Source organism: Sporosarcina sp. FSL K6-1508 (genome assembly GCF_038007465.1).
GTDB lineage: Bacteria > Bacillota > Bacilli > Bacillales_A > Planococcaceae > Sporosarcina > Sporosarcina psychrophila_B.
Window position 1 is genome coordinate 1,102,565 of the sequence record NZ_JBBOXF010000001.1, and the last position, 21,671, is coordinate 1,124,235.

Below are 21,671 nucleotides of genomic sequence, written 5' to 3' on the forward strand. Positions count from 1 at the left end.
ATGAAACATCTATATAAACCGGGGAAAGATGCATCGAAACCGGTGTTGCTCCTGCTTCACGGCACAGGAGGCACAGAACAGGATTTACTGGGGCTTGCCGATTTGATTGATCCGGATGCAGGAGTTCTTAGTGTTCGAGGGAATGTTCTTGAAAATGGTATGCCACGTTTCTTCCGCAGATTGGCGGAAGGCATATTCGATGAGGAAGATTTGATCTTCCGTACGAAGGAATTGAATGCGTTTCTGGATGAAGCTGCAAAAGAAAATGGCTTTGACAGGTTGAATGTCATTGCGGTTGGTTATTCTAATGGAGCGAACATCGCAGCAAGCTTGCTTTTCCATTATGCCGATTCGTTGAAAGGCGCAATTCTTCATCATCCGATGGTTCCGAGGCGCGGAATCGACTTGCCGACTTTAGCTGGAATTCCGGTGTTCATCACCGCAGGGAAAAACGATCCGATTTGTCCCGCGAAGGAATCGGAGGATCTGGATGAACTATTGACGAGCGCTGGAGCAGTGACAGAAATTCACTGGGAAATGAACGGCCATTCGCTGACACGCACGGAAGTGGATGCGGCGGCAGAGTGGTACACAGCGACATTTGTGAAATGAAAAAGAAGCGGGGATAAAAAATGGGCTTTTTAGACAGGTTATTTGGAAAGACAACTACAACAACTACAGAGGAGACGGTAAATATGACAAAAACTAAAACAGCAATCGTATACTATAGTTCAGGCGGTACAAACTACCAGTTGGCACAGTGGGCGGCGGAAGCAGCAGAAGCAGCAGGTGCTGAAGTAAGACTGATGAAAGTAGCTGAAACGGCTCCACAAGCTGCAATCGATTCATCTCCAGGTTGGAAAGCACATGCTGAAGCAACGAAAGATGTACCTGTTGCAACAGGAGCTGATCTTGAATGGGCAGATGCAATTATCTTTAGTGTACCGACACGTTTCGGTAACGTGCCTGGGCAAATCCAGAGTTTCATCGATACATTAGGTGGTCTTTGGTTCCAAGGCAAGCTCGCTAACAAAGCGGTAAGCGCGATGTCATCTGCACAAAACCCACATGGCGGTCAGGAAGCAACAATCCTTTCCTTGTACACAACAATGTACCACTGGGGAGCAATTGTTGCGGCACCAGGGTTCACCGACGCGGTTACATTTGCAGCCGGCGGTAACCCGTACGGCACAAGTGTAACAGTCGGACAAGATGGAAAAATAGCGGATGACGAAGCGGCAATTAAAGCGGCAGTTGCTCATCAGGCTGGACGTACAGTCAAAGTGGGAGAAGCATTGAAAAGCATGAACGCATAATAGTGAGTAAGTTAGCCGGCCTGTAATGGGTCGGCTTTTTGCTTTTAGAGACTAGTTTAGCTCCAATGAAAAGGATGACCGATCATATACTTGCCAATACCGACTATATATCTTGTTATCCGATCATATATTTCTCCACACCGATCATATTTCCTGTAGACCGATCATAAACTCCGCACTACCGATCGTAAAGGTTGTTAAACCGATCATATATCTTAAGAACTCAACTTTACTTCGTGAAGTGAGAGGTGGAAGCTTGGCGGGGGACTTCATTTCAATGGTTCTCATTCTGGTCTTTCTAGGGGGGACACTGAGCCTTTAAAAGAAGGAAGTCGCAAGTGGTGGGTGTTGAATAACTTCAAGACGAAAAGCCAACCTGCAATTGGTTGGCTTTTCGTTATTCCTTCATTCATTTAACTTTAGCGGGTCTTGGCCAGATGAAGTAGGAAATAGAAATTACAAAGTCGAGCCCAAGAACGAGTCCCCATACTCTCAGCGTGGCGGAAAACACTTCCGTTCTTGCCGGATCGTCGATGAAATAAATCATTGCGACAAGAAATGCACTACCGATGATATAAGCGAGCAGATGCTGCAGGGTGCCTTTCATCGAGTGGCGGGCATATTCATAGCCGGTTTTACGCACCGGTTTGGTACCTGTCTTTTGAACGTAATAACGAAATTGTTCATCAGCCCAGCGAATCATGCTTTTGCCGAACGCGATGGAGCAACCGAGATAGATGGCTGCGAGGGCGTGCACTTGTATCGCGGTTGCGCCATTATATAGGTCGGTTGCTGTGACAATCAGTAAAATTAAATCAACAACTGGTGTCAGGGCGAGGAAGAAAAAGCCGAGTTTTTCGCGTTTGAAAATATAACGGGTGATGAGCCCAAGAGCAATGACAACCCAGAAACCAATTTCACAGGCAACGATCGTCCAGGCAATAAAGTTCATAGCAGCACCTCTCTTCAATCGAGTTGTAATAAGTAGGTTTATCATATCACATTGACTATATGACCAACTGCTACAAATTTATCACCGAAGTGGAGTATATTATCACCGACACAACTGGGCTTATCACCGGCATCGAGCATGTTATCACCGCTAAACACAAAAACGGAAAAGCCAATGCAGCTTTCCCGTTCCCACAATCAATCACTTAGTCAAATAAGCCCAAGCATACTGCGCATACAATTCCGCGCCAGTGACGAGTGCGTCTTCGTCGATATCAAAGTTACCATGATGATGTGACCACTCCGTATCTTTCTCCGGATTTCCACTGCCAACAAGTGCAAAACTACCGGGTGCTTTGTCGAGGAAGAATGAGAAGTCTTCGGCGCCCATCGTCGGTTTTTCATTAAATACAACGTCTGGTCCGAATGCTTCAGTTGCTACTTGTTGAACAAGTTTTGCGCTCGTTTCGTCGTTGATAACCGGTTCTGTTCCGCGTATATATTCAACTTTTGCAGTCGCACCGTACATGTCAGCCACGCTTTTTGCGTATTGTGAAATGCATTTTTCGATATGATTGCGTGTGTCCTGGTTGAAGGTGCGAACCGTTCCTTCAATCAAAGCATTTTCGGCGATGACATTGAAACGCGTACCGACTTCCATTTTTCCGACGGTAAGGACAGCTGGATTTTGCGGGTCAATCGTCCGGGAAACGACAGTCTGGACATTCAGGACGAACGAAGAAGCAACAAGTGCTGCATCGATACAATCTTGAGGAATGGCTCCATGTCCGCCTTTTCCTGTGAAGTGAACTTTGAAAATATCAGCTGCAGCGAATGAGGGTCCTGGTGGACAAGAAACTTTATGTGTCGGCAATTGCGACCAGATGTGAATGCCGAAAACATTGTCGACATCGTCCATGGCGCCTTGGTCAACCATCGCTTTTGCGCCCTGTGCGATTTCTTCGGCAGGTTGGAAGAGGAGGCGTATGTTACCAGGAAGTTCATCTTTCACTTCGGATAAAGCTTTTGCTGCAATTAACAACATAGATGTATGTGCATCATGTCCGCATGCATGCATTTTGCCGTCTATTTTAGAAGCATAAGGTACATGCGTGTTCAATTGTTCAACAGAAAGTGCATCCATATCACCGCGCAGTGCAACTGTTTCGCCGGGAAGTGCGCCTTTAATTTCAGCGATCACACCAGTTGGTTCTGTTTTGCGATAGGAAATTCCGAGTTCATCCAAATAGGCGCAAACGAACGCAGTTGTTTTTACTTCTTCAAATGATAGTTCCGGTTCGCTATGTAATTTGCGTCGCAATGCAGTTAGTTCGTCGCTATAATTTGTAATAGCTTCTTTTATTTTTTGGTTGATCATAATGTTTTAGCCTCCGTTAGTCGTTTTACCGCTTCATAGATAATAGTCGTACCATCAGCAAGATGACTGGCGTTCGACCATTCTTCCGGGCAGTGGCTGAGCCCGTCTTTGCTTGGGATGAATACCATTCCGCAAGCCGTGAAATCTGACAACACCATCGCGTCGTGCCCCGCTCCGCTGTTAATCGAGCAATAGGGGATTTCAAGATGGTCGCTCGTTTCTTTTAATAAAGAGCGGATGCCGTTATCAAGTTCTTTCGGCTCGATATAGAGTTGTTGTTCAATTGACGTGCAAATTCCGTTGCCGTCTTGCTGCGCAATCAATTCTTCTACCTTCCGTATTGCATTCAATACATGCTCTTCTTTGCCAGAACGAATATCGATGCTGAAGATAACTTTGTCCGGGATAACATTCGCTCCGTTCGGGAATACAGTGAGTCGACCTGTTGTGATGACTGTACCATCTCCTTCGTCGGTTGCAATACCTGGAAGGGCCGCAATGATCTGCGCCGCAGAAACGAGTGCATCGGAACGCCGATCCATCGGTGTTGTGCCGGCATGCCCGGCTTGCCCTTGTACGGTGACGACCAATTGAGTCAATCCCACGATTGCTTCAACGACACCAATTTGAATGCCTTTCTCCTCTAAGATTGGCCCTTGTTCGATATGTAATTCAAGAAAAGCCTTAATTGTTTTCGGATCTCGCTTTTTTTCATTCGCCGGGTTGACCCAGATATCTGCCATTGCATCTACTGCTAGAATGCCATCTTTATCAGCAAATGTTTCGAAATCTTCTGCCGTCAATAACCCCATCATTCCGCGCGAGCCCATCAATCCGCCGCCGAAGCGGGAACCTTCTTCTTCGACGAGTGCAATGATTTCAAGAGGGTAGGCGGGTTGAATATTGTTTTCTTTAAACAGTGCAGCAACTTCCAATCCGACCACAACTCCTGCGGCACCGTCATATGCACCGCCATTTGGAACAGAGTCAAAATGAGAACCAACGAAGACAGAAGGGGTGTTGGGTAAAGTACCTTCCAGCTTGCCAAAGATATTACCGAAACCGTCTTCCGCGATAGCAAGACCGTACTCCGCCATTTTTTCTTTAATGTAATTCCGTGCCTGTAAATCTTCTTCACTGTATGTCAGCCGCGTCACACCAGCGCCTGGTGTAGCTGTAAAACGGCTCAACAATTCAATATGTTGTTCAATCCTTTGTTGATTGGCTGTCATTCTTAATTCTCCTTAAATAGAAGTAGTCTGAGTAGTGTTTGAATTGACTAGGTGACTGTCACCCAGTCAATTCAGTCAATTCAATCCCCCTGGTCACCGAGCCAACTCCGCTCAATTCAACTCACAAGAATCCGACGAAGAAGCCGGCGAGGATGACTGATACCATGGTGACGCTTATAAATCCGCCGACAAGCATTGGGGGCAACATATGGCTTGTCAATGCATCTCTTTCTTTCTCATCTTCCGTTAACGAGTTGATAACTTCGTTTGTAATAATGTAGTCTGCTGGGAATCCGTATAACGCAGTTAACGAAACGGCAAACGCCATTTCTTTACTTACTTTCAATACCTTTCCGATGAAAAACGAGAAAATATACATGCCGATGACACCCAGAACGATACAGCCGACAAGCGGGTACAAGATTTCCATCATCATGGAAGGTGTAGCGCTTTTTAAACCGTCAAAAATGAACAGCATAAGGGCCATCATCGCTAATCCGAAACCATTCGCTTTTTGGAGTACTTGACGTTCTAAGAATCCGATGCTGGTTGAGATGATTCCGAACAATAAACAAAGCACATAAGGACTGACCGTTACGATAGGTGCCAGCAATGTAGAGACGAGATAGGCAAGGAAACCGACGAATGCGAGTCGGAAAAATTTGAAGTAGTCTGTATTGAATTTATCCGGCATCCACTTAAAGAGTTTAAGTTCACGTGGTTCTGAAGCAACTACTTGAGTGCTTACATTTTTTACTATCAGTTCACCTTTGCGATATTTTTCAAGAAGCATTTTGCCTTCTTTTTTGAGAACAATTGACGTAAGGGGATAACCCGCGAAGCCTTGCATAACGTAAATGACGATCGCGAATACAGCCAATGTTGCGAGGCCGGCATTGGCAGCACCTTCGGACATGATCAATGCGGATACGACACCGCCGACGAGAGGCGGGATAGCGACAATGATTGTTTCAATACCGAATAGAAGTGTCCCGATTCCAAATAAAGCGACGACAATCCCTAAAATTCCTGCGAGGGAAATTAAAATAGTTTTCCATTGTTCTTTTAGTTGTTGAAGTGACAGTAAAGTACCCATATTTGTAATGAGTAAGTAAATCATCATTGAAGCAACAGTGGGAGGGACGCCGGCAAGCGAGACGATGTCTTGCGGGAAAAATGTCCAATAGCCAAGCAAGAAGAGGACAGCACAGACGAAAACTGATGGGATCCACGCTTTCGTCCGGACTGAGATGATGTCCCCAATATAGAGAATAGCGACTAAGATGACTAAAGCTAGCATTTGAGACATTGTATTCATCCCTTTCAGATAACATAGAATTTTAACTACAATAGCATGAAAATTTGTGAATTAAAAGCCTATTTTATATATTTCCAATAATATACTAGAAGAAAGTATAATGAAGACGCTTACATCGTAATCGCAATAAAGTTAAGGTTTAGGAGAGTTTGAAAGCCCATAAATAACATTAAATACCTTCTTTTGTATAATAAAAACCCCCCTTCACTGCAATCTCATTCATTCTGCAGTGAAGGGGGTTCAATCCATTGTAGGAACCACTTATTTTGTTAGCAATGAATTTTCAATTTTATAATCCGATTTTACTTCATCCAACCAATTGACATACTCTGCTTGTATGCCTTCATCAAGTAAAAGTTGTTTTATCTCTTCCTTATGATCCTCAAAAACAGCTTCTTTTGCTGCTTTCTTATCGGTTACGAGAATAATATGGTAACCGTTTTCTGTTTTCACGGGATCGCTAACTGTATCGGGTTTCAAAGAGAATGCTGCCTTTTCAAATTCGGCGACCATTTTACCGCGTGGGAAATAGCCTAACTCTCCGCCATTTACCGCACTCGCTTCATCTGTCGAGAATTCTTTTGCAAGTGCTGCGAAATCCTCTCCATCTGCAAGTTTCTTCGCGACTTTTTTAGCTGTAGCTTCATCTTCAACTAAAATATGACTCGCTTCCACTTGTTCTTCCTCGTTAAAGGATTCTTTGTTTTCATCAAAGTACGCTTTGATATCTTCGTCAGTTACCTTAATCCGTGGCTCAATTATTTTTTGGATAGATAAAAAGTCCACAATATTTTCTTTAAACTCTTTCTCAGTCATACCATTCTGTTTCAATGCCGCTTCAAATGCTTCTTCTCCGCCGGCACTTTCGACGTATGTCGCGAGTTCCGCATCCACTTCTTTATCAGGAACGGAAACTTTCTCCTTTTTCAACTCAAGTGTAACAATTTTATCATCAATCATTGCTGCGAGCGCTTCTTTTCCGGCGGATTGGACGAGGACTTCGTACAATTCATCTTTCGTGATTTTTTCGTCTCCGACAGTTGCGACGGTTTCATCTTTTGCCTTTGAATCTTTTGAACAGCCAGTTGTAACAGTTAGGATAATTGCAAGTAGACCAACTGCCAACAAGGGAAATAACCTTTTTTTACTCATTTTTTAATTCCTCCAATGCTTGATATGACTTCATCGTACACGGGAAATATGAACAAACTATTACCGAATTAAGAAAAGTGCAAGGAGCCCACTTATGGTCTAGGTTAAGTGACCTCTTCTGTTTTTCTTATCGTATAAAAAAAGCCGCTACACAAGTTGTGTAGCAGCAGTTAAAGAAAGTTAGTTTTCATTTTGCAGTGGGAACGAAAGGATAAACTTTGTACCTTTCCCTTTTGCGCTTGTTACATCGATTGTACCGTTATGCATCATGACGAGACTTTTTACAATTGACAAGCCAAGTCCGAATTCGCCATACGGATTCGTAGTTCTAGACACAATCGCTTTATAAAACCGACTCCAAATTTTCTCGATATCATCAGGGTCAATCCCAATGCCAGTATCCTCGATTTCAATGACGCAGTTGCTAGCACTCGTATATCCGAGCAGATAGATCCTGCCGTTTTCGGTAAACTGGATACTGTTTTTCGTAATGTTGATCAAAATCTGTGTGAGCCGATCGTAATCTGCAAACACCAAGACGTCAGGGTCTGCAGTCACAATAATCTCATTGCTTCGTTCTTCTGCAACGCCGTCGAGCTGGTCCTTAATAATCCCCAGCAATTCAACGAGCTGGATATCCTGTTTAATCAATGTTACTTGATTGGACCGGATTTTTTCATAATCCAGGTTTTCATTAACAAGACGGATGAGCCGCATTGTTTCGTTTGTGGCGAGCTGTAGTCCCTTTACTTTTTCGGATTCCGGTATCATATTATTTTTCAAGCCTTCAATTATGCCTCGAATCGTTGTGAGGGGTGTCCGTAATTCATGTGAAACATCGGCCATGAACTGACGTCGCCTGTTTTCAAGATTCTCAATTTCATCCATGGACGCATCCAGCTTTTCAACCATTCCATTAAAATCACCAGCAAGTTCACTGATTTCGTCAAAGTCCGACGAGGGAATGCGCACTGAATAATCTCCTTGTGCAACAGCTGATGTTGCCAGTTGGAGACGTTTAATCCTGCTTACGTGGAAAGTCGATAAAATCCAGCTAAGCAGAAGCGAAATCGCAAGTGCGATAAACGTTGTGACAATTAAATAGGTATTCATTTGAGATACAACTTCTCGTGAACCTTTAATGGGAGAGGTTAACAGAATACCGCCGATAAATTGCCGATTGTGAATATAGGGAAGAAGGACGAATGTGACTGCCTCGTCGAATCGTTTGAAATCCTGTTTCACGATGACGGTTTCCCCGTTTTTAATGTCATGCCATTCTTTTTCGCTTAACTCGATGAGTGGTGTTTTTATGCCTGCCGAGTAAATGATGGCTGATTTTTCATCGAATAAACTGTATTGGATATCCCGGCCATTCAGTACATGTCCGTATGATTGCAGAATCCTGTTTGAATTTCGCTGGTCAGCTTGGATGTCGCGTAAAATCGTTTCTCCATATGTCGCAAGCTCTTCCGTTTTACTATCATAGACAAATTGCTCTACATAATGAGAAAACAGCAAACTTAATAGTAAAAAAGCGATGACAATCACGCTGAAGTGACTCAAGAGTTGCTGGTATAAGTATTTGATTTTCATTTTTCATCACCCAGTGTTTCGTCAAAACGGTAACCGACACCCCAGACTGTATGGAAAAATGGTTGGTCGTCAGTTGCGATTTTTGTCCGCAGCCGCTTGATATGTACATCGACAGTTCGATCATCGCCGTAGAAATCATATCCCCATACATTGTCAAGCAGTTGTTCGCGTGAGAAAACTTGTTTAGGATGCTGTGCAAAATGATAGAGTAGATCGAATTCTTTCGGTGTCAGATTTTGGATCCGTACACCATCGCGTAAAACTTCCCGTGTGTTTGGATTAATGTTGAAATGCGCTGTTTCGACAACGCCATCTTCCAATGGCTTGTCTTTAAGAGGTGAGTACCTCCGTGTGACTGCTTTAATGCGGGCCATAAGTGCCAGCGGACTGAATGGTTTCGTGACATAATCGTCCGCCCCCATTTCGAGACCGAGCACCTGATCTGATTCACCGTCTTTGGCGGTCAGCATAATAATCGGTGTCGCAACATTTACTTGCCGCAGTTTACGGCAAATAGAAATACCGTCCATCCCGGGGAGCATCCAGTCGATAATAAGGCAATCCCAGCCGTCCTGCATTGCAAGTTCAAAACCTTCCAGCCCGTCTTTTATAAATGAACCCTCAATTCCTTCTTTTGAGAAAAATAGTTCGATCATTGAAGAGACACTTTCATTGTCTTCAATTACTAGGATTTTCACCAGATTGCACCTCCTGTCGTGCCATAGTTTCCTTCAACTTAAGTCCAATATGGAAAATTAGCAACTGCAAACACCTCTTCCGCTGCAACGAAGGAAGAGGTGAATGCATGTAATATATTAATTTGCCGTGGATACATTACTCGTGAGTGCCACTTCAATCGTTTTCATTTCCGCACCGCGGTAGATAGTGAAAGTTGCTTTGTCACCAACAGAAAGGTTGGAATACAAGAACTTTCTCAGCTCCGTCGAGTTATTAATAGCGGTGCCATTTATGGCTGTAATGATATCTTCTACATCGAGACCTGCTTTTCCTGCTGCGGATTCAGGATCAATATTTGCAACTACCACGCCACCTTTAACTTTCTCGGGAAGATCTTGCAAATACATGCGAGGCACTTGGTCAAGGTTCGCGAGTCCGATGCCGATGTAAGGCCGTTCCACTTGCCCATTCGATGTCATTTCTTCAATAAGCGGAATCACCTCGTTACTCGGAATAGCAAAGCCGAGCCCTTCGACACCGCTTTCAGAAATTTTTAGGCTGTTAATGCCAATGACTTGGCCTGCGGCATTGAGAAGAGCACCGCCGCTGTTCCCAGGGTTAATAGCCGCATCAGTTTGGATAACATTCATTTCCCATTCGCCTGCAGAGGTATTCACATTGATGGAGCGATTGACTGCACTAATAATTCCTTGCGTTACTGTACCAGAAAAGTCGAGTCCAAGCGGGTTGCCGATCGCGATGACTTCATCACCTGCACGGAGTGTATCAGAATCGCCGAATTCAAGAACAGTTTTTGCATACTTCGCATCGATTGTCAGTACAGCAAGATCGCTTAGCGCATCCTTTCCAACAAGTTTAGCTGTCGTCGTTTCACCACTTTCAAGTGAAACTTCAAGTTTTTCCGCTCCTTCGATGACATGATTATTCGTTACGATAAACGCTTTGTCACCTTCTATTTTATAAATGACGCCCGACCCTGAACCGCTCTTGGCACTTTCGGTTTGTTGTGAAAAAGGATTATTTGCATTTTGGTAATTAACGATCCCGACAATTGCACTAGATGACTGTTCGACCATATCGGAAAGTGAGGGAATCGTTTTTGCTCCTGTTTGTTGCACATTATAAGAAGCGGTCTCCGTGGAAACAGGTGCCGTTACTTCAGTTTCAGCCTGCAGTAAATCCGTATTTACTACGACTGCTAATGTTAATACCGAACCGATCACACCTGCTCCGAGTGTTGATAAAAATCGTTTACCTGATCTGTTTCTGTTTTCTGTATCCATGATTGGTTCCTCCCGTTATTGTTTGATTACTCTTATCTTAGTAGGTAAATATGAACAAACTATTACGGAGAAGTTAACAATTAAAGAAGGCTATCACTATTTCAAAGTGATCATTTTGAAGGTATAGTTTAGTCAATAGTATGATTTTAAAAGGTGTGTGTGAAATGAAGAAGTTAATTACAGCTATGGATGTTGCAAAACGTGCGGGGGTATCTCAGTCATCCGTGTCCAGGGTTTACTTTGAAGGTGCAACGGTATCTGCAAAAACTAGGGAAAAAGTTCTAGCAGCGGCGGAAGAATTAGGCTATCGGCCGAATGAGTTTGCGAGAGGTTTAATCACAAATCGGACGAAAATTATTGGTTTGGTCATGAAAGGTGTTCAGAATCCTTTCTATCCACAAGTTTTAAAACAATTTACAACGACTTTTAAAAGTTTGGGCTATAGCATTATGTTTGTACATACGAATAATGACGAAATACAAAAAGAGGATATTGATATCCTGTTAAATTACAATGTTGCGGGTGTCATTATTACAGATGCATCGCTATCCTTGAACGCCATAGAAGACTTTAAAAAATATAAAATTCCTTTAGTCCTTTTTAACAGAAAAATAGCTAGTAATGATTTTTATTCAGTTTGCTGTAATAACGTAGATGCCAGTAAAGAAATTGCACAATTCCTGATTGAAAAAGGAAGTTCGACTATGGGCTATATTTCAGGAAATCAAAATACCTCAACAAGCAAAGAAAGAGAACAAGGCTTCACTGAAATTTTGAAGAAACATAACATCTCTTTGAAAAAGTATGAATCAGATTATACCTATGAGGGCGGATATAAAATTGCACAGCAACTACTAAGCAAAAATACCATTCCAGATGCATTTTTTGTTGCAAACGATATTATGGCATTAGGCGTGCTGGATGCTCTTCGTGAAAGTTCAATTACCATCCCGGCAGACACGAAAATAATTGGTTTTGACAATATTGAGATGGCTTCATGGCCGGCTTATAATCTGACGACTTGGGTACAGCCGATTGATGAAATGGTCAATCAAACAGTGCTCTATTTGATGTCAGAAATAGAGGAATATACTGGTTTTGCTAAGAATTTAGAGGTGAATGGCGAATTAATTGAGCGTAAAACAACATAAATAAAGGTTGACTTTCTAGAGTATTTACAATATTCTTTTCCTACAACATGGTTTGCATACGTATGCAAAGAGGAGGAAGTAAAATGGTTAAAGTATTGAAAGCTGGTAAATCACAAGAAGAATTAACTAAAAACAGTCTTGAGGTATCAAAAATTGTAGCGAATGCTATACAGGAAATTGAGAATAGAGGGGACGAAGCGGTTCGAGAGTTCTCCGAGAAATTCGATAAATGGTCACCAGAATCATTCAAATTATCGGAAGAACAGATCAAAGCAATCGTAGCGCAGGTACCAGCTGAAGTGATTGAAGATATCAAGTTTGCGCAAAAGAACATTCGTGAATTTGCGGAAGCTCAGTTAGCGTCAATGAACGATGTAGAAGTAGAAAATATCCCGGGTGTTATTTTAGGCCATAAAAATATTCCTGTAAGCAGCGTCGGCTGTTATATCCCTGGTGGACGTTACCCTATGGTTGCTTCTGCTCATATGAGCGTGTTGACAGCAAAAGTTGCTGGTGTCAAACGTGTAATCGCTTGCACGCCGCCAATTAACGGTGAGATCCCGAATGCAACAATCACTGCAATGTACTTAGCGGGCGCGGATGAAATTTACTTGTTAGGCGGAATTCAGGCGATGGCTGCCATGGCGATTGGGACTGAAACGATCCAATCCGTCGATATGATTGTCGGTCCTGGAAACGCTTTCGTAGCAGAAGCAAAAAGACAATTATTTGGTCGCGTAGGAATTGATTTGTTTGCAGGACCTACTGAAACATTAGTCGTTGCGGATGAAACAGCAGATGCAGAAATGATTGCTACGGATATTCTTGGGCAAGGTGAACACGGACCCACATCTCCGGGAGCTTTAATCACAACTTCGGAAAAACTTGCATACGAAACTGTAGAAGAAATTGAAAGGCAGCTTAAGGTGTTACCAACGGCTGACGTTGCACGTGTTTCATGGGATGATTACGGTCAAATCCTGTTAGTGGATAGCATCGAAGAAGCGGTTGTAGAAGCTGACCGACTCGCATTTGAACACGTTGAGATCCTAACAGAAAATCCAAATTACTTCTTAGAAAACATGACAAATTATGGTTGCCTATTCTTGGGGCCTGAAACAAACGTGGCATATGGCGACAAAGTAATTGGAACGAACCATACTTTACCGACAAAAGGTGCAGCCCGTTATACAGGCGGTCTATGGGTCGGTAAGTTTATCAAAACTGTAACCTATCAAAAAGTGACACCGGAAGCGAGTGCTTATATCGGTGAATATGCGGCGCGTCTCTGTCAATTGGAGAACTTTGCAGGTCATGCTGAACAAGCATTATTACGAGTAAGAAGGTACGGAAAGAAAGCGTAATTTCTTTTCTGCAGAGGGGGTAGGCGATTCGATGTTAGGGATGATAGGGTTATTTGGGGGACTAGCATTACTGATTTATTTGACGATGAAAGGTATGAACCTGCTGATAGCGGCTCCGCTGTCAGCATTGGTTGTAGCATTATTAAGTGGCCTTCCCTTATTTCCGGGAGTACCGGATGAAGGGATAGCTAACTATGTGACGAACTATATGGGCGGTTTTTCAAGTTTCATTGGCTCATGGTATTTAATGTTCTTAACTGGAGCGATTTTTGGTAAAGTTATGGAAGATAGCGGTGCAGCTGAAAGTGTTTCGAAATGGATTGTAGGCAAGCTTGGTATGAAGCGGGCAGCTCTTGCCGTTGTAATAGCTTGTGCAATCCTGACGTACGGGGGAGTTAGTTTATTCGTCGTTGCATTTTCTGTTTATCCAATGGCTATTAGTTTGTTTAAAGAAGCAAACTTACCAAGAAGATTCATCCCAGCGACATTAGCTTTTGGATCAACGACATTTACAATGACTTCTGCAGGTTCTCCTGAAATTCAAAACTGGATTCCAATTGAGTTCCTCGGAACAACTGCGTATGCCGGATGGCAAGTAAGTATAATTGTAGCTGCATTTATGGCAATCTTCGGCTATTGGTGGCTGAAAAAAATGATTTCAAAAGCGTTAGCAAAAGGCGAACATTTTGTTGATAGAGAAACGGATCATCATGAGGTTCGGGAGAATTTACCGAATCCGTTGTTAAGTGTAATTCCCTTACTTGTTGTGTTGATCATCTCGTTTATATTCCATAACTCCTTGGGGACATCTGCGTTAATCGTTGCCCTTACAAGTGGTGTGATTGCAACGTATGTAATCAACAGAAAGTATTTCTCGAACTTTGGGAAAGCGGTTTCAGAAGGGACAATGGGTGCAGTTATTGCAATTGCCAATACAGCCGCGGTTGTTGGATTTGGCGGAGTCATAAAAGCAACGCCCGCGTTTGGTGATGCTGTTAGTTTTATGACGGCTATTCCCGGGAGTCCGCTGATAGGTGGAGGACTTGCAGTAGCAGTTATTGCAGGTTTAACAGGATCATCTTCTGGGGGACAGGCAATTGCTTTACCGTTGCTTGCACCGCATTACTTAGATTTAGGTGTCGATCCGGATGCGTTACACCGTGTTGTCGCGATTTCTTCAGGCTCCCTGGATTCATTGCCGCAAGGCGGTTATGTTGTAACAACAATCCGCTCAATTGCTGGTGAAACGCATAAGGATGCTTATCCTGCGTTTGGTGCATTAACAGTCATTGTGCCATTATTAGGTGTCATATTGGCTGTCGTATTATTCTCATTAGGACTTTAATTAATAAATACCCAACAAGCTATTCAATCTATAGTTTGTTGGGTATTTTATCATCTGAAAAGTGGAGGTTATGCGGTATGGAAAAACTATCAATCATCGGTTGTGGCACGATGGGACATTCAATTGCGTTATCAGCGGCGTGGGCAGGGATTGAAGTCCAAGTATACGGGATGAACGAACAAGACCTTGAGACAGCGGACAAAGGGCTTCACAATAAATTAACAGTGATGATACATAATGAATTGATTAGTGAAGTAGAAGGTGAAGAAATACGCAGACGCATTGCGTTTTCAACTTCATTGGAAAAAGTCGTAAAAGAGGCTACTTTTATAATTGAAGTAATACCAGAGAACATTCAAATGAAGCGTGAATTGTATAAAGAAATTGAAGAGATGTGCAGTAACAATACTGTTCTTGCGAGTAATACATCAGGGTTCGCGCCAACAGCTTTAGCGGAAGGAACAGAATACCCGAATCGGTTTATCGTTACACACTTTTGGAATCCAGGACATTTAATACCCCTTGTCGAAGTCGTTAAAGGGGAGAAAACTGATCAGGAAACAATTGAGCGGACTATGAATTTATTGAACGAAATGAATAAAAAACCGATCTTGATAAACAAAGAAGTTCCAGGATTTATCGGGAACCGGCTGCAGTATGCCTTATTCCGTGAGGCACAATCGCTGCTCGATGAAGGTGTTGCGACGAAAGAAGACATCGATGCAGCTGTGACATATAGCATTGGGAGACGCTTACCGATAACGGGACCGCTAATGACTGCAGATATGGGAGGCCTTGACGTTTTCGCTGCGATTTCAAATTACTTGTTTGAAGATCTTAGCAATGAAAACAAGTCGGGAACTCACTTATCGAACTTGGTAGAACAAAAGAAGTTCGGTGATAAGAGTGGTGAAGGATTCTATAAGTGGGATCAAGAAACTTCTGAAACACGGAATGCTGAGCGGGAGAAAACGCTTATTCACTTCCTAAAAAACGATCGAAAAGAGTAGGAGATGCTAACATGAAACCATACTTTTCAGATTTGGAAAACAAAACGGTTATCGTAACTGGCGGAAGTAAGGGGATTGGAAAAGAGATTGCGCGCACTTTCGCCGAACTGAAAGCAAATGTCGTTATCGTGGGCCGGGATGAAAATACGCTGCATAAAACGCTAGTAGAATTACAACAATACAATCCGAAGTGCAAATCGTTTCAAGCGGATTTAAAAGATACCGGGCAGGTGCGGGCGATGGTGGATGAGACAGCAGCCCACTTTGGAACGGTTGATGTATTAGTGAACAATGCAGGCGTGAATATAGCCAAACCGGCGCTAGAAGTGACAGAAGATGATTGGGATCAAGTACTGGATACGAATTTAAAAGCTACGTTCTTTTGTAGCCAGGCAGCCGCTAGCTATATGATTCCGCAGGGCAGCGGGAAAATCATTAATATCGTTTCCCAAATGGCATTCGTTGGCTACTATAAAAGGGCGGCCTATTGTGCAAGTAAAGGTGGAGCGGTTCAACTGACAAAAGCGTTGGCGGTTGAGTGGGCGCAAAGCGGAATTAATGTAAATGCTGTTGCTCCAACGTTTATTGAAACAGAATTGACGACTAAAATGTTTGAAGAAGAAGCATTTAAAAAAGACGTGGAAAGTCGAATTCTATTAGGAAAACTGCCTCAACCACGAGATATTTCGGGAGCTGTTCTTTACTTGGCTTCGGATCTATCGAACTTTGTGACGGGAGAAACAATCAAGGTGGACGGTGGATGGACGGCAATTTAAACGGGAAAGGTGGCAAACGAAATGATACAAGATCAAGTATTATTTATAACCGGAGCGGCGCGAGGGATCGGGTTTGATATTGCAAAAGCATTTTCTGACGCGGGTGCCAAAGTCGTCATCTCGGATTTAACGCAACAAGCAATCGATGAAGCGGTTTCCCAATTCGGAAAAAATGTTGAAGGAGTCGTCTGTGATGTAACAAAAGAAGAGGATATTAAAAAGGCGATTGAATTCACGTTGGATAAGTTTGGACGAATTGACATCCTCGTTAATAATGCGGGAATGCAACATGTATCATTTATCGAAGATTTCCCTACTGAAAAGTTTGAACTGCTTGTGAAAATAATGTTGACGGCACCATTTATAGCCATCAAACATGCACTGCCTCATATGAAGAAACAACAATTCGGAAGAATTATTAACATGGCTTCTATTAATGGTATGATTGGATTTGCTGGAAAAGCCGCCTATAACTCAGCAAAACATGGTGTGATTGGTTTAACGAAAGTGGCAGCTCTCGAATCAGCTGCTGATGGAATTACAGTCAATGCAATTTGTCCTGGTTATGTGGATACGCCATTAGTGAGAAACCAGTTTGCAGATCTGGCGAAAACAAGGAATATTGAAGTTGAACAAGTTTTGGAGGAAGTCTTATATCCACTAGTTCCTCAAAAAAGATTGCTTGATGTGAAGGAGATAACGGATTTAGCATTGTATATTGCAAGTGACTCAGCGAAAGGGATGACTGGACAAGCCATTATTTTGGATGGCGGTTACACCGCTCAGTGAAATCGTTTTTGTTTAATAGTGTCGTCCCTTAAGTTGAATTATTGACTGATGGGATGGCTTTTTATTTTAATTGGTGAGGATAATAAATTAATTTCTAATGAACCTGTCAATCCTTGTCGAACGAATATAAAGTCTAGTAGTTGAAATAATTTATATAGTCTGACAGAATGGGTGGACAAGCTTCTTTTTATTTTTGAATTGTTGTAAGCGTATACATTACTTTATTTTTGGTAGAGGTGCATACGGCAGAAGTTTGCGACGTATAGTGGCATTGCGTGAAAAATACAACTCACGGGGAGGAATGGAAAAATGGTACAAGCAGTAGAAAATCAAATTTATGCATTTCCGAATACAGAAGGTGCGAAAGTAAACTTCAAGGAACGCTATGATAATTTTATCGGCGGAAAATGGACGGCGCCAGTTAAGGGAGAATACTTTGATAATGTAACACCGGTAACGGGCAAAGTATTTACAGAAGTGGCACGTTCAACTGCAGAGGATGTTGAACTCGCGCTGGATGCGGCACACGCTGCAAAAGATGCTTGGGGTAAAACATCTGTTACTGTACGTTCGAATACGTTGCTGAAAATTGCTGATCGCATCGAGCAAAACTTAGAGATGCTTGCTGTTGCTGAAACATGGGATAACGGTAAAGCAGTTCGTGAAACATTGAATGCTGATCTGCCGCTTGCCATTGACCATTTCCGCTATTTCGCTGGTGCAATCCGCGCGCAAGAAGGCGGAGTCAGTCAAATTGACGAAGATACAGTGGCGTATCATTTCCATGAACCAATCGGTGTCGTTGGGCAAATCATTCCTTGGAATTTCCCGCTTCTAATGGCGGTGTGGAAGCTTGCGCCAGCTCTTGCTGCAGGAAACTGCGTCGTGCTGAAGCCTGCTGAGCAAACGCCCGCATCGATTCTAGTATTAGTTGAACTGATTGAAGACTTATTGCCGCCGGGTGTTCTGAATATCGTAAACGGTTTCGGTCTTGAAGCAGGGAAGCCGCTTGCATCAAGTCCGCGTATCGGAAAAATTGCGTTTACAGGCGAAACAACAACGGGACGTCTGATTATGCAGTACGCTTCACAAAACGCAATTCCTGTAACACTTGAACTTGGCGGTAAATCGCCGAACATTTTCTTTGAAGATGTGATGGAAGCAGACGATGCATTCTTGGATAAAGCAGTAGAAGGCTTTGTCATGTTTGCGCTGAACCAAGGCGAAGTATGTACATGTCCTTCGCGTGCATTGATCCAAGAATCAATTTACGATAAATTCATGGAGCGCGCAATTGAACGCGTAAAAGCGATTAAAACAGGAAATCCGCTTGATCCGACAGTTATGATGGGTGCGCAAGCCTCTACTGAACAGCTTGAGAAAATCCTTTCTTATCTCGATATCGGGAAACAAGAAGGTGCGGAATGTTTAGTAGGCGGAGAACAAAACAACATGGAAGGCGAGTTGGAAGGCGGATACTACGTCAAGCCGACTGTCTTTAAAGGCGACAATAAAATGCGGATTTTCCAAGAAGAAATTTTTGGCCCTGTTGTTTCCGTTACAACATTCAAAACGAAAGAAGAAGCGCTTGAAATTGCGAATGATACATTATATGGCTTAGGTTCTGCTGTTTGGACACGCGATATGAACACAGCATATCGTTTCGGTCGCGGAATCCAAGCGGGACGTGTCTGGACAAACTGTTATCACATGTATCCGGCACATGCGGCATTCGGCGGGTACAAAGCTTCTGGTGTCGGTCGTGAAAACCACTTAATGATGCTGGATCATTACCAGCAAACGAAAAACATGCTCGTTAGCTACAGTGAGAACAAACAAGGTTTCTTTTGACTTCATTCAGTCGGGATTCAAACCTCGGCTGAATTGTGGATCTCAGACTAAGAACGCCGCGTCCTGCGGCAACAAGGAGGGATGCAGTTCAATCCCTCCCCTCTGAATGACCAACAGGGAGGAATGAACTACAATTCCTCCTCGTTGGCCTAAAGCCTCCGGCGGATGTCACAGATTTTGAAAGGAGTTAAGGAAGGCAGTCTAAGTTCGCGACTTCCTGTCGCAACGACTGCATGACCTACGAGGAAAGATGAAGTTCAATCTTTCCTCGTAGGCCTCAGGCTCAATTCAAAATCTGGACGCAATCACACCGAGGCGTGATTGATACAAAAAGGAGGTCGTGCGGATGACGGAACGCGTACTCGCAACTGACGCTGCACTTGAACTCATTACGTTTTTGAGAGATAAACACGGTCCGCTTATGTTTCACCAATCGGGCGGCTGCTGCGATGGTTCGTCACCGATGTGCTATCCGGACGGGGAACTGATTGTAGGTGATCAAGACGTCCTGCTCGGCCATATTGGCGAAACACCGTTCTATATGCACAAAAACCAGTTTGAGTATTGGAAGCATACACAGCTGATCATTGACGTCGTCAACGGTCGAGGCGGCATGTTTTCACTCGAAGGCGTCGAAGGCAAACGCTTTTTAACCAGGTCACGTGCGTTTTCAGCTGAGGAGAACAAGGAACTGCAAACAAAAGCGTAATCGCTCGTTGAGGTACAAAAAAGGGATTCCCGGTAAAATTCGGGAATCCCTTTTTGTCGTTGGTTAAATGAAACGTTTCCGTTGATCTGGCGAGGGCAGCATACAAGCATCGTCTTTCTTACCAAACCATTTATAGCGATTCTTTGCAATGTAATCATATACAGCGTCACGAATTTTACGTGGTACGAGTATAAATAGAAATAACAGATGCCATAATCCGTCTAGTTTTTTTGCTATACGGAGCGCTGCGGAAGACTTGGTGAACGCTTTACCGTTTTCAATTAAAACCAGACTGTCAACTTCGGATGGAATGGCATATTGCTTCGTTAGTTCCATGCCTTTTTCACTTTGTAAGGAAGTGAAGAGGAAATGGGCTGAAGGGTCTCGCTTTATAATGAATTGCACACTTGAGTCACAAAAATTACATTCGCCGTCAAAGAGAATAATTCTTTTCATAAAATAACCTCCTAGCATACCTGTCTTCTATAGTATAGCCTTTTGATGCATCTGCAAAACGTCAAGGATGTAACTGTTTACATTTAACTGAAAAATTAGTATAATGGTAGTTAGAATAAGTAGAATTGCTGTTAAACGTTTGGATATTTTCTATCGCATTTAGCCCCGGCAAAATGATGAAAGGATGATCTATATGGAACGTTTACCGATTGAGCAATCTGAAATGGAACTAAGGCGGGATAGGGACTTTATCGATAAGTTGAATATGATTGGTGAAGGCGGACCAATCTATGAATACCCCGAGGATATTGAGGGGAAACGAGAAGAATCACATGTCTTTCATGATGAAGAAAATATGCCGCGTGATTACCAATAATTAAACCCCATCAAGATGTGGGGTTTTTCTGTTTTTTAACTGCACTTCTAAGGGATAGATTTGAAAGTTTTGGGTGTCTGTTGTCCAGTTCGAATTATTAATTGTGAAGGTACGGGCAGAGTCTTTCTATTGGAAAGGCTCTTTGTTGTTGTCTAGAATTGTTTGTTACGGTCGGTTTGGTGTTGGATATGATCGGTCAGCAGAAGTATATGATCAGTCGACCCAGCCAGGTAGGATTGAGCTGAAGCCTTCTCCAACAAATAGTGCCTCATACCTGTCATCCTATCCTGACCAGGCGCTTGCGCTTTTGTTTTATTGTCAGAATGTGATTGACTGCTATGTCATATTTCATCATCCCACTTTATCTAGTGACTCGATTGTTTCGCTATTATAAGAGAATGCGCAATGCGAAAAATTGAGATTAAATCCCTCTTTATCGTTGTGTAAATTAAAATTTCTAATTTTCATGAGCGCCCGTAGAGTCTATCGCCCGTTTGTCCTTCTTCTTTTCACATGTAATAGGAGGAGGAGGTGAGAATATGATGCAACATGGAAATATGATGCACCACGGAAATATGATGCCACAAGGTAATTGGCAACAGGGTAATTGTCATGGTAATCAGGTACAGCCGGTTGTTTGCCCGACGCAATATCGTTGTCACGACCAATTTGTGCCACGGGAGGTTCCTTTTATTCATCCGATCGTCAATGTGAACCGGGTGAATACTGTTGAAATTCCACGTCACTATTTCACAGAAACGACACGGAATGTTATGGGTGAAACACTTCAGGCACAGCCTGGATTTGGCCCCGGAATGGGTGGTTACGGACCACAACAAGGTGGCTTTGGTGGCCCAGGTCGTCGACAGTGGAGGTAAGGATAGGTTATGGTAGAGTAGAGCTACCATAATTTTATGCA

22 protein-coding genes are annotated in these 21,671 nt (G+C 43.1%); 13 read left to right on the forward strand and 9 right to left on the reverse strand.

Going from position 1 to position 21,671, the window contains the following annotated elements; translation table 11 throughout:
* Together MKZ11_RS05115 and wrbA are read left to right on the forward strand one after the other, a co-directional pair.
* Positions 1 to 612, forward strand: coding sequence for an alpha/beta hydrolase (locus MKZ11_RS05115; RefSeq protein WP_340792928.1), 612 nt, complete (start codon positions 1 to 3; stop codon positions 610 to 612).
* Between the two features lie 20 nt (positions 613 to 632).
* Positions 633 to 1,316, forward strand: coding sequence for an NAD(P)H:quinone oxidoreductase (wrbA, locus tag MKZ11_RS05120; RefSeq protein ID WP_340792929.1), 684 nt, complete (start codon positions 633 to 635; stop codon positions 1,314 to 1,316).
* Positions 1,317 to 1,725: 409 nt separating this feature from the next.
* Here wrbA and MKZ11_RS05125 read toward each other — a convergent pair whose 3' ends face one another.
* From MKZ11_RS05125 to MKZ11_RS05160, 8 genes are all read right to left on the reverse strand, one after another.
* Positions 1,726 to 2,268 (reverse strand): hypothetical protein, encoded by a 543-nt coding sequence (locus MKZ11_RS05125; RefSeq protein ID WP_340792930.1) that lies wholly within the window; start codon positions 2,266 to 2,268, stop codon positions 1,726 to 1,728.
* Positions 2,269 to 2,469: 201 nt separating this feature from the next.
* Positions 2,470 to 3,645: an amidohydrolase gene (locus MKZ11_RS05130; RefSeq protein WP_340792931.1), complete on the reverse strand. Its 1,176-nt coding sequence runs from the start codon at positions 3,643 to 3,645 to the stop codon at positions 2,470 to 2,472.
* Positions 3,642 to 4,877 carry a Zn-dependent hydrolase gene (locus tag MKZ11_RS05135; RefSeq protein ID WP_340792932.1) on the reverse strand — a complete coding sequence of 412 codons (1,236 nt, stop codon included), beginning with the start codon at positions 4,875 to 4,877 and terminating at the stop codon, positions 3,642 to 3,644. Before MKZ11_RS05135 ends, MKZ11_RS05130 begins: the two co-directional genes overlap by 4 nt.
* 121 nt (positions 4,878 to 4,998) lie before the next feature.
* Complete coding sequence (locus tag MKZ11_RS05140) at positions 4,999 to 6,186, reverse strand: hypothetical protein (protein ID WP_340792933.1); 1,188 nt, start codon at positions 6,184 to 6,186, stop codon at positions 4,999 to 5,001.
* 270 nt (positions 6,187 to 6,456) lie between these two features.
* Positions 6,457 to 7,347, reverse strand: coding sequence for a peptidylprolyl isomerase (locus tag MKZ11_RS05145; RefSeq protein ID WP_340792934.1), 891 nt, complete (start codon positions 7,345 to 7,347; stop codon positions 6,457 to 6,459).
* Between the two features lie 180 nt (positions 7,348 to 7,527).
* Positions 7,528 to 8,943, reverse strand: a complete 1,416-nt coding sequence (locus MKZ11_RS05150) for a sensor histidine kinase (RefSeq protein ID WP_340792935.1) — start codon at positions 8,941 to 8,943, stop codon at positions 7,528 to 7,530.
* Positions 8,940 to 9,641: a response regulator transcription factor gene (locus MKZ11_RS05155; protein WP_340792936.1), complete on the reverse strand. Its 702-nt coding sequence runs from the start codon at positions 9,639 to 9,641 to the stop codon at positions 8,940 to 8,942. Before MKZ11_RS05155 ends, MKZ11_RS05150 begins: the two co-directional genes overlap by 4 nt.
* Positions 9,642 to 9,758: 117 nt before the next feature.
* On the reverse strand, positions 9,759 to 10,925 hold the full coding sequence (locus MKZ11_RS05160; protein ID WP_340792937.1) for a S1C family serine protease: 1,167 nt from the start codon (positions 10,923 to 10,925) through the stop codon (positions 9,759 to 9,761).
* Between the two features lie 164 nt (positions 10,926 to 11,089).
* Here MKZ11_RS05160 and MKZ11_RS05165 point away from each other — a divergent pair, with 164 nt between their 5' ends.
* The 8 genes from MKZ11_RS05165 (at position 11,090) to MKZ11_RS05200 (ending at position 19,920) form a co-directional block, all read left to right on the forward strand.
* Positions 11,090 to 12,076, forward strand: coding sequence for a LacI family DNA-binding transcriptional regulator (locus MKZ11_RS05165; protein ID WP_340792938.1), 987 nt, complete (start codon positions 11,090 to 11,092; stop codon positions 12,074 to 12,076).
* A gap of 83 nt (positions 12,077 to 12,159) precedes the next feature.
* Complete coding sequence (gene hisD, locus MKZ11_RS05170; protein WP_340792939.1) at positions 12,160 to 13,440, forward strand: histidinol dehydrogenase; 1,281 nt, start codon at positions 12,160 to 12,162, stop codon at positions 13,438 to 13,440.
* A 31-nt stretch (positions 13,441 to 13,471) separates the two neighbouring features.
* Positions 13,472 to 14,785, forward strand: coding sequence for a GntP family permease (locus MKZ11_RS05175; protein WP_340792940.1), 1,314 nt, complete (start codon positions 13,472 to 13,474; stop codon positions 14,783 to 14,785).
* A 77-nt stretch (positions 14,786 to 14,862) separates the two neighbouring features.
* The gene (locus tag MKZ11_RS05180; RefSeq protein WP_340792941.1) at positions 14,863 to 15,795 is read left to right on the forward strand and encodes a 3-hydroxyacyl-CoA dehydrogenase family protein; all 933 of its coding nucleotides are present in this window, start codon (positions 14,863 to 14,865) and stop codon (positions 15,793 to 15,795) included.
* Positions 15,796 to 15,806: 11 nt separating this feature from the next.
* Positions 15,807 to 16,571, forward strand: coding sequence for an SDR family NAD(P)-dependent oxidoreductase (locus MKZ11_RS05185; protein WP_340792942.1), 765 nt, complete (start codon positions 15,807 to 15,809; stop codon positions 16,569 to 16,571).
* Positions 16,572 to 16,592: 21 nt separating this feature from the next.
* Positions 16,593 to 17,360 carry a 3-hydroxybutyrate dehydrogenase gene (locus tag MKZ11_RS05190; protein WP_340792943.1) on the forward strand — a complete coding sequence of 256 codons (768 nt, stop codon included), beginning with the start codon at positions 16,593 to 16,595 and terminating at the stop codon, positions 17,358 to 17,360.
* Between the two features lie 309 nt (positions 17,361 to 17,669).
* Complete coding sequence (gene adh / locus MKZ11_RS05195) at positions 17,670 to 19,211, forward strand: aldehyde dehydrogenase (RefSeq protein WP_340792944.1); 1,542 nt, start codon at positions 17,670 to 17,672, stop codon at positions 19,209 to 19,211.
* Between the two features lie 346 nt (positions 19,212 to 19,557).
* On the forward strand, positions 19,558 to 19,920 hold the full coding sequence (locus MKZ11_RS05200; RefSeq protein WP_340792945.1) for a DUF779 domain-containing protein: 363 nt from the start codon (positions 19,558 to 19,560) through the stop codon (positions 19,918 to 19,920).
* Between the two features lie 63 nt (positions 19,921 to 19,983).
* Here MKZ11_RS05200 and MKZ11_RS05205 read toward each other — a convergent pair whose 3' ends face one another.
* On the reverse strand, positions 19,984 to 20,376 hold the full coding sequence (locus MKZ11_RS05205) for a thiol-disulfide oxidoreductase DCC family protein (protein WP_340792946.1): 393 nt from the start codon (positions 20,374 to 20,376) through the stop codon (positions 19,984 to 19,986).
* 193 nt (positions 20,377 to 20,569) lie between these two features.
* Between MKZ11_RS05205 and MKZ11_RS05210 the strand changes: the two genes are divergently transcribed.
* The 3 genes from MKZ11_RS05210 (at position 20,570) to MKZ11_RS05220 (ending at position 21,630) form a co-directional block, all read left to right on the forward strand.
* A complete protein-coding gene (locus MKZ11_RS05210) occupies positions 20,570 to 20,752 on the forward strand; it encodes a hypothetical protein (RefSeq protein WP_340792947.1) in 183 nt (60 codons plus the stop codon).
* A 148-nt stretch (positions 20,753 to 20,900) separates the two neighbouring features.
* Positions 20,901 to 21,146: a hypothetical protein gene (locus MKZ11_RS05215; protein ID WP_340792948.1), complete on the forward strand. Its 246-nt coding sequence runs from the start codon at positions 20,901 to 20,903 to the stop codon at positions 21,144 to 21,146.
* A gap of 145 nt (positions 21,147 to 21,291) precedes the next feature.
* Positions 21,292 to 21,630 carry a hypothetical protein gene (locus tag MKZ11_RS05220; protein WP_340792949.1) on the forward strand — a complete coding sequence of 113 codons (339 nt, stop codon included), beginning with the start codon at positions 21,292 to 21,294 and terminating at the stop codon, positions 21,628 to 21,630.
* Positions 21,631 to 21,671: the final 41 nt, after the last annotated feature.

Bases quoted from the DNA above. Each gene is read 5' to 3' on its own strand.
- MKZ11_RS05150 (WP_340792935.1), bottom strand. From the start codon at position 8,943: ATGAAAATCAAATACTTATACCAGCAACTCTTGAGTCACTTCAGCGTG.
- MKZ11_RS05140 (WP_340792933.1), bottom strand. From the start codon at position 6,186: ATGTCTCAAATGCTAGCTTTAGTCATCTTAGTCGCTATTCTCTATATT.
- MKZ11_RS05130 (WP_340792931.1), bottom strand. From the start codon at position 3,645: ATGATCAACCAAAAAATAAAAGAAGCTATTACAAATTATAGCGACGAA.
- MKZ11_RS05165 (WP_340792938.1), top strand. From the start codon at position 11,090: ATGAAGAAGTTAATTACAGCTATGGATGTTGCAAAACGTGCGGGGGTA.
- MKZ11_RS05200 (WP_340792945.1), top strand. From the start codon at position 19,558: ATGACGGAACGCGTACTCGCAACTGACGCTGCACTTGAACTCATTACG.
- MKZ11_RS05180 (WP_340792941.1), top strand. From the start codon at position 14,863: ATGGAAAAACTATCAATCATCGGTTGTGGCACGATGGGACATTCAATT.
- hisD (WP_340792939.1), top strand. From the start codon at position 12,160: ATGGTTAAAGTATTGAAAGCTGGTAAATCACAAGAAGAATTAACTAAA.
- MKZ11_RS05115 (WP_340792928.1), top strand. From the start codon at position 1: ATGAAACATCTATATAAACCGGGGAAAGATGCATCGAAACCGGTGTTG.
- adh (WP_340792944.1), top strand. From the start codon at position 17,670: ATGGTACAAGCAGTAGAAAATCAAATTTATGCATTTCCGAATACAGAA.
- wrbA (WP_340792929.1), top strand. From the start codon at position 633: ATGGGCTTTTTAGACAGGTTATTTGGAAAGACAACTACAACAACTACA.
- MKZ11_RS05205 (WP_340792946.1), bottom strand. From the start codon at position 20,376: ATGAAAAGAATTATTCTCTTTGACGGCGAATGTAATTTTTGTGACTCA.
- MKZ11_RS05220 (WP_340792949.1), top strand. From the start codon at position 21,292: ATGATGCAACATGGAAATATGATGCACCACGGAAATATGATGCCACAA.
- MKZ11_RS05210 (WP_340792947.1), top strand. From the start codon at position 20,570: ATGGAACGTTTACCGATTGAGCAATCTGAAATGGAACTAAGGCGGGAT.
- MKZ11_RS05160 (WP_340792937.1), bottom strand. From the start codon at position 10,925: ATGGATACAGAAAACAGAAACAGATCAGGTAAACGATTTTTATCAACA.
- MKZ11_RS05145 (WP_340792934.1), bottom strand. From the start codon at position 7,347: ATGAGTAAAAAAAGGTTATTTCCCTTGTTGGCAGTTGGTCTACTTGCA.
- MKZ11_RS05175 (WP_340792940.1), top strand. From the start codon at position 13,472: ATGTTAGGGATGATAGGGTTATTTGGGGGACTAGCATTACTGATTTAT.
- MKZ11_RS05190 (WP_340792943.1), top strand. From the start codon at position 16,593: ATGATACAAGATCAAGTATTATTTATAACCGGAGCGGCGCGAGGGATC.
- MKZ11_RS05185 (WP_340792942.1), top strand. From the start codon at position 15,807: ATGAAACCATACTTTTCAGATTTGGAAAACAAAACGGTTATCGTAACT.
- MKZ11_RS05135 (WP_340792932.1), bottom strand. From the start codon at position 4,877: ATGACAGCCAATCAACAAAGGATTGAACAACATATTGAATTGTTGAGC.
- MKZ11_RS05125 (WP_340792930.1), bottom strand. From the start codon at position 2,268: ATGAACTTTATTGCCTGGACGATCGTTGCCTGTGAAATTGGTTTCTGG.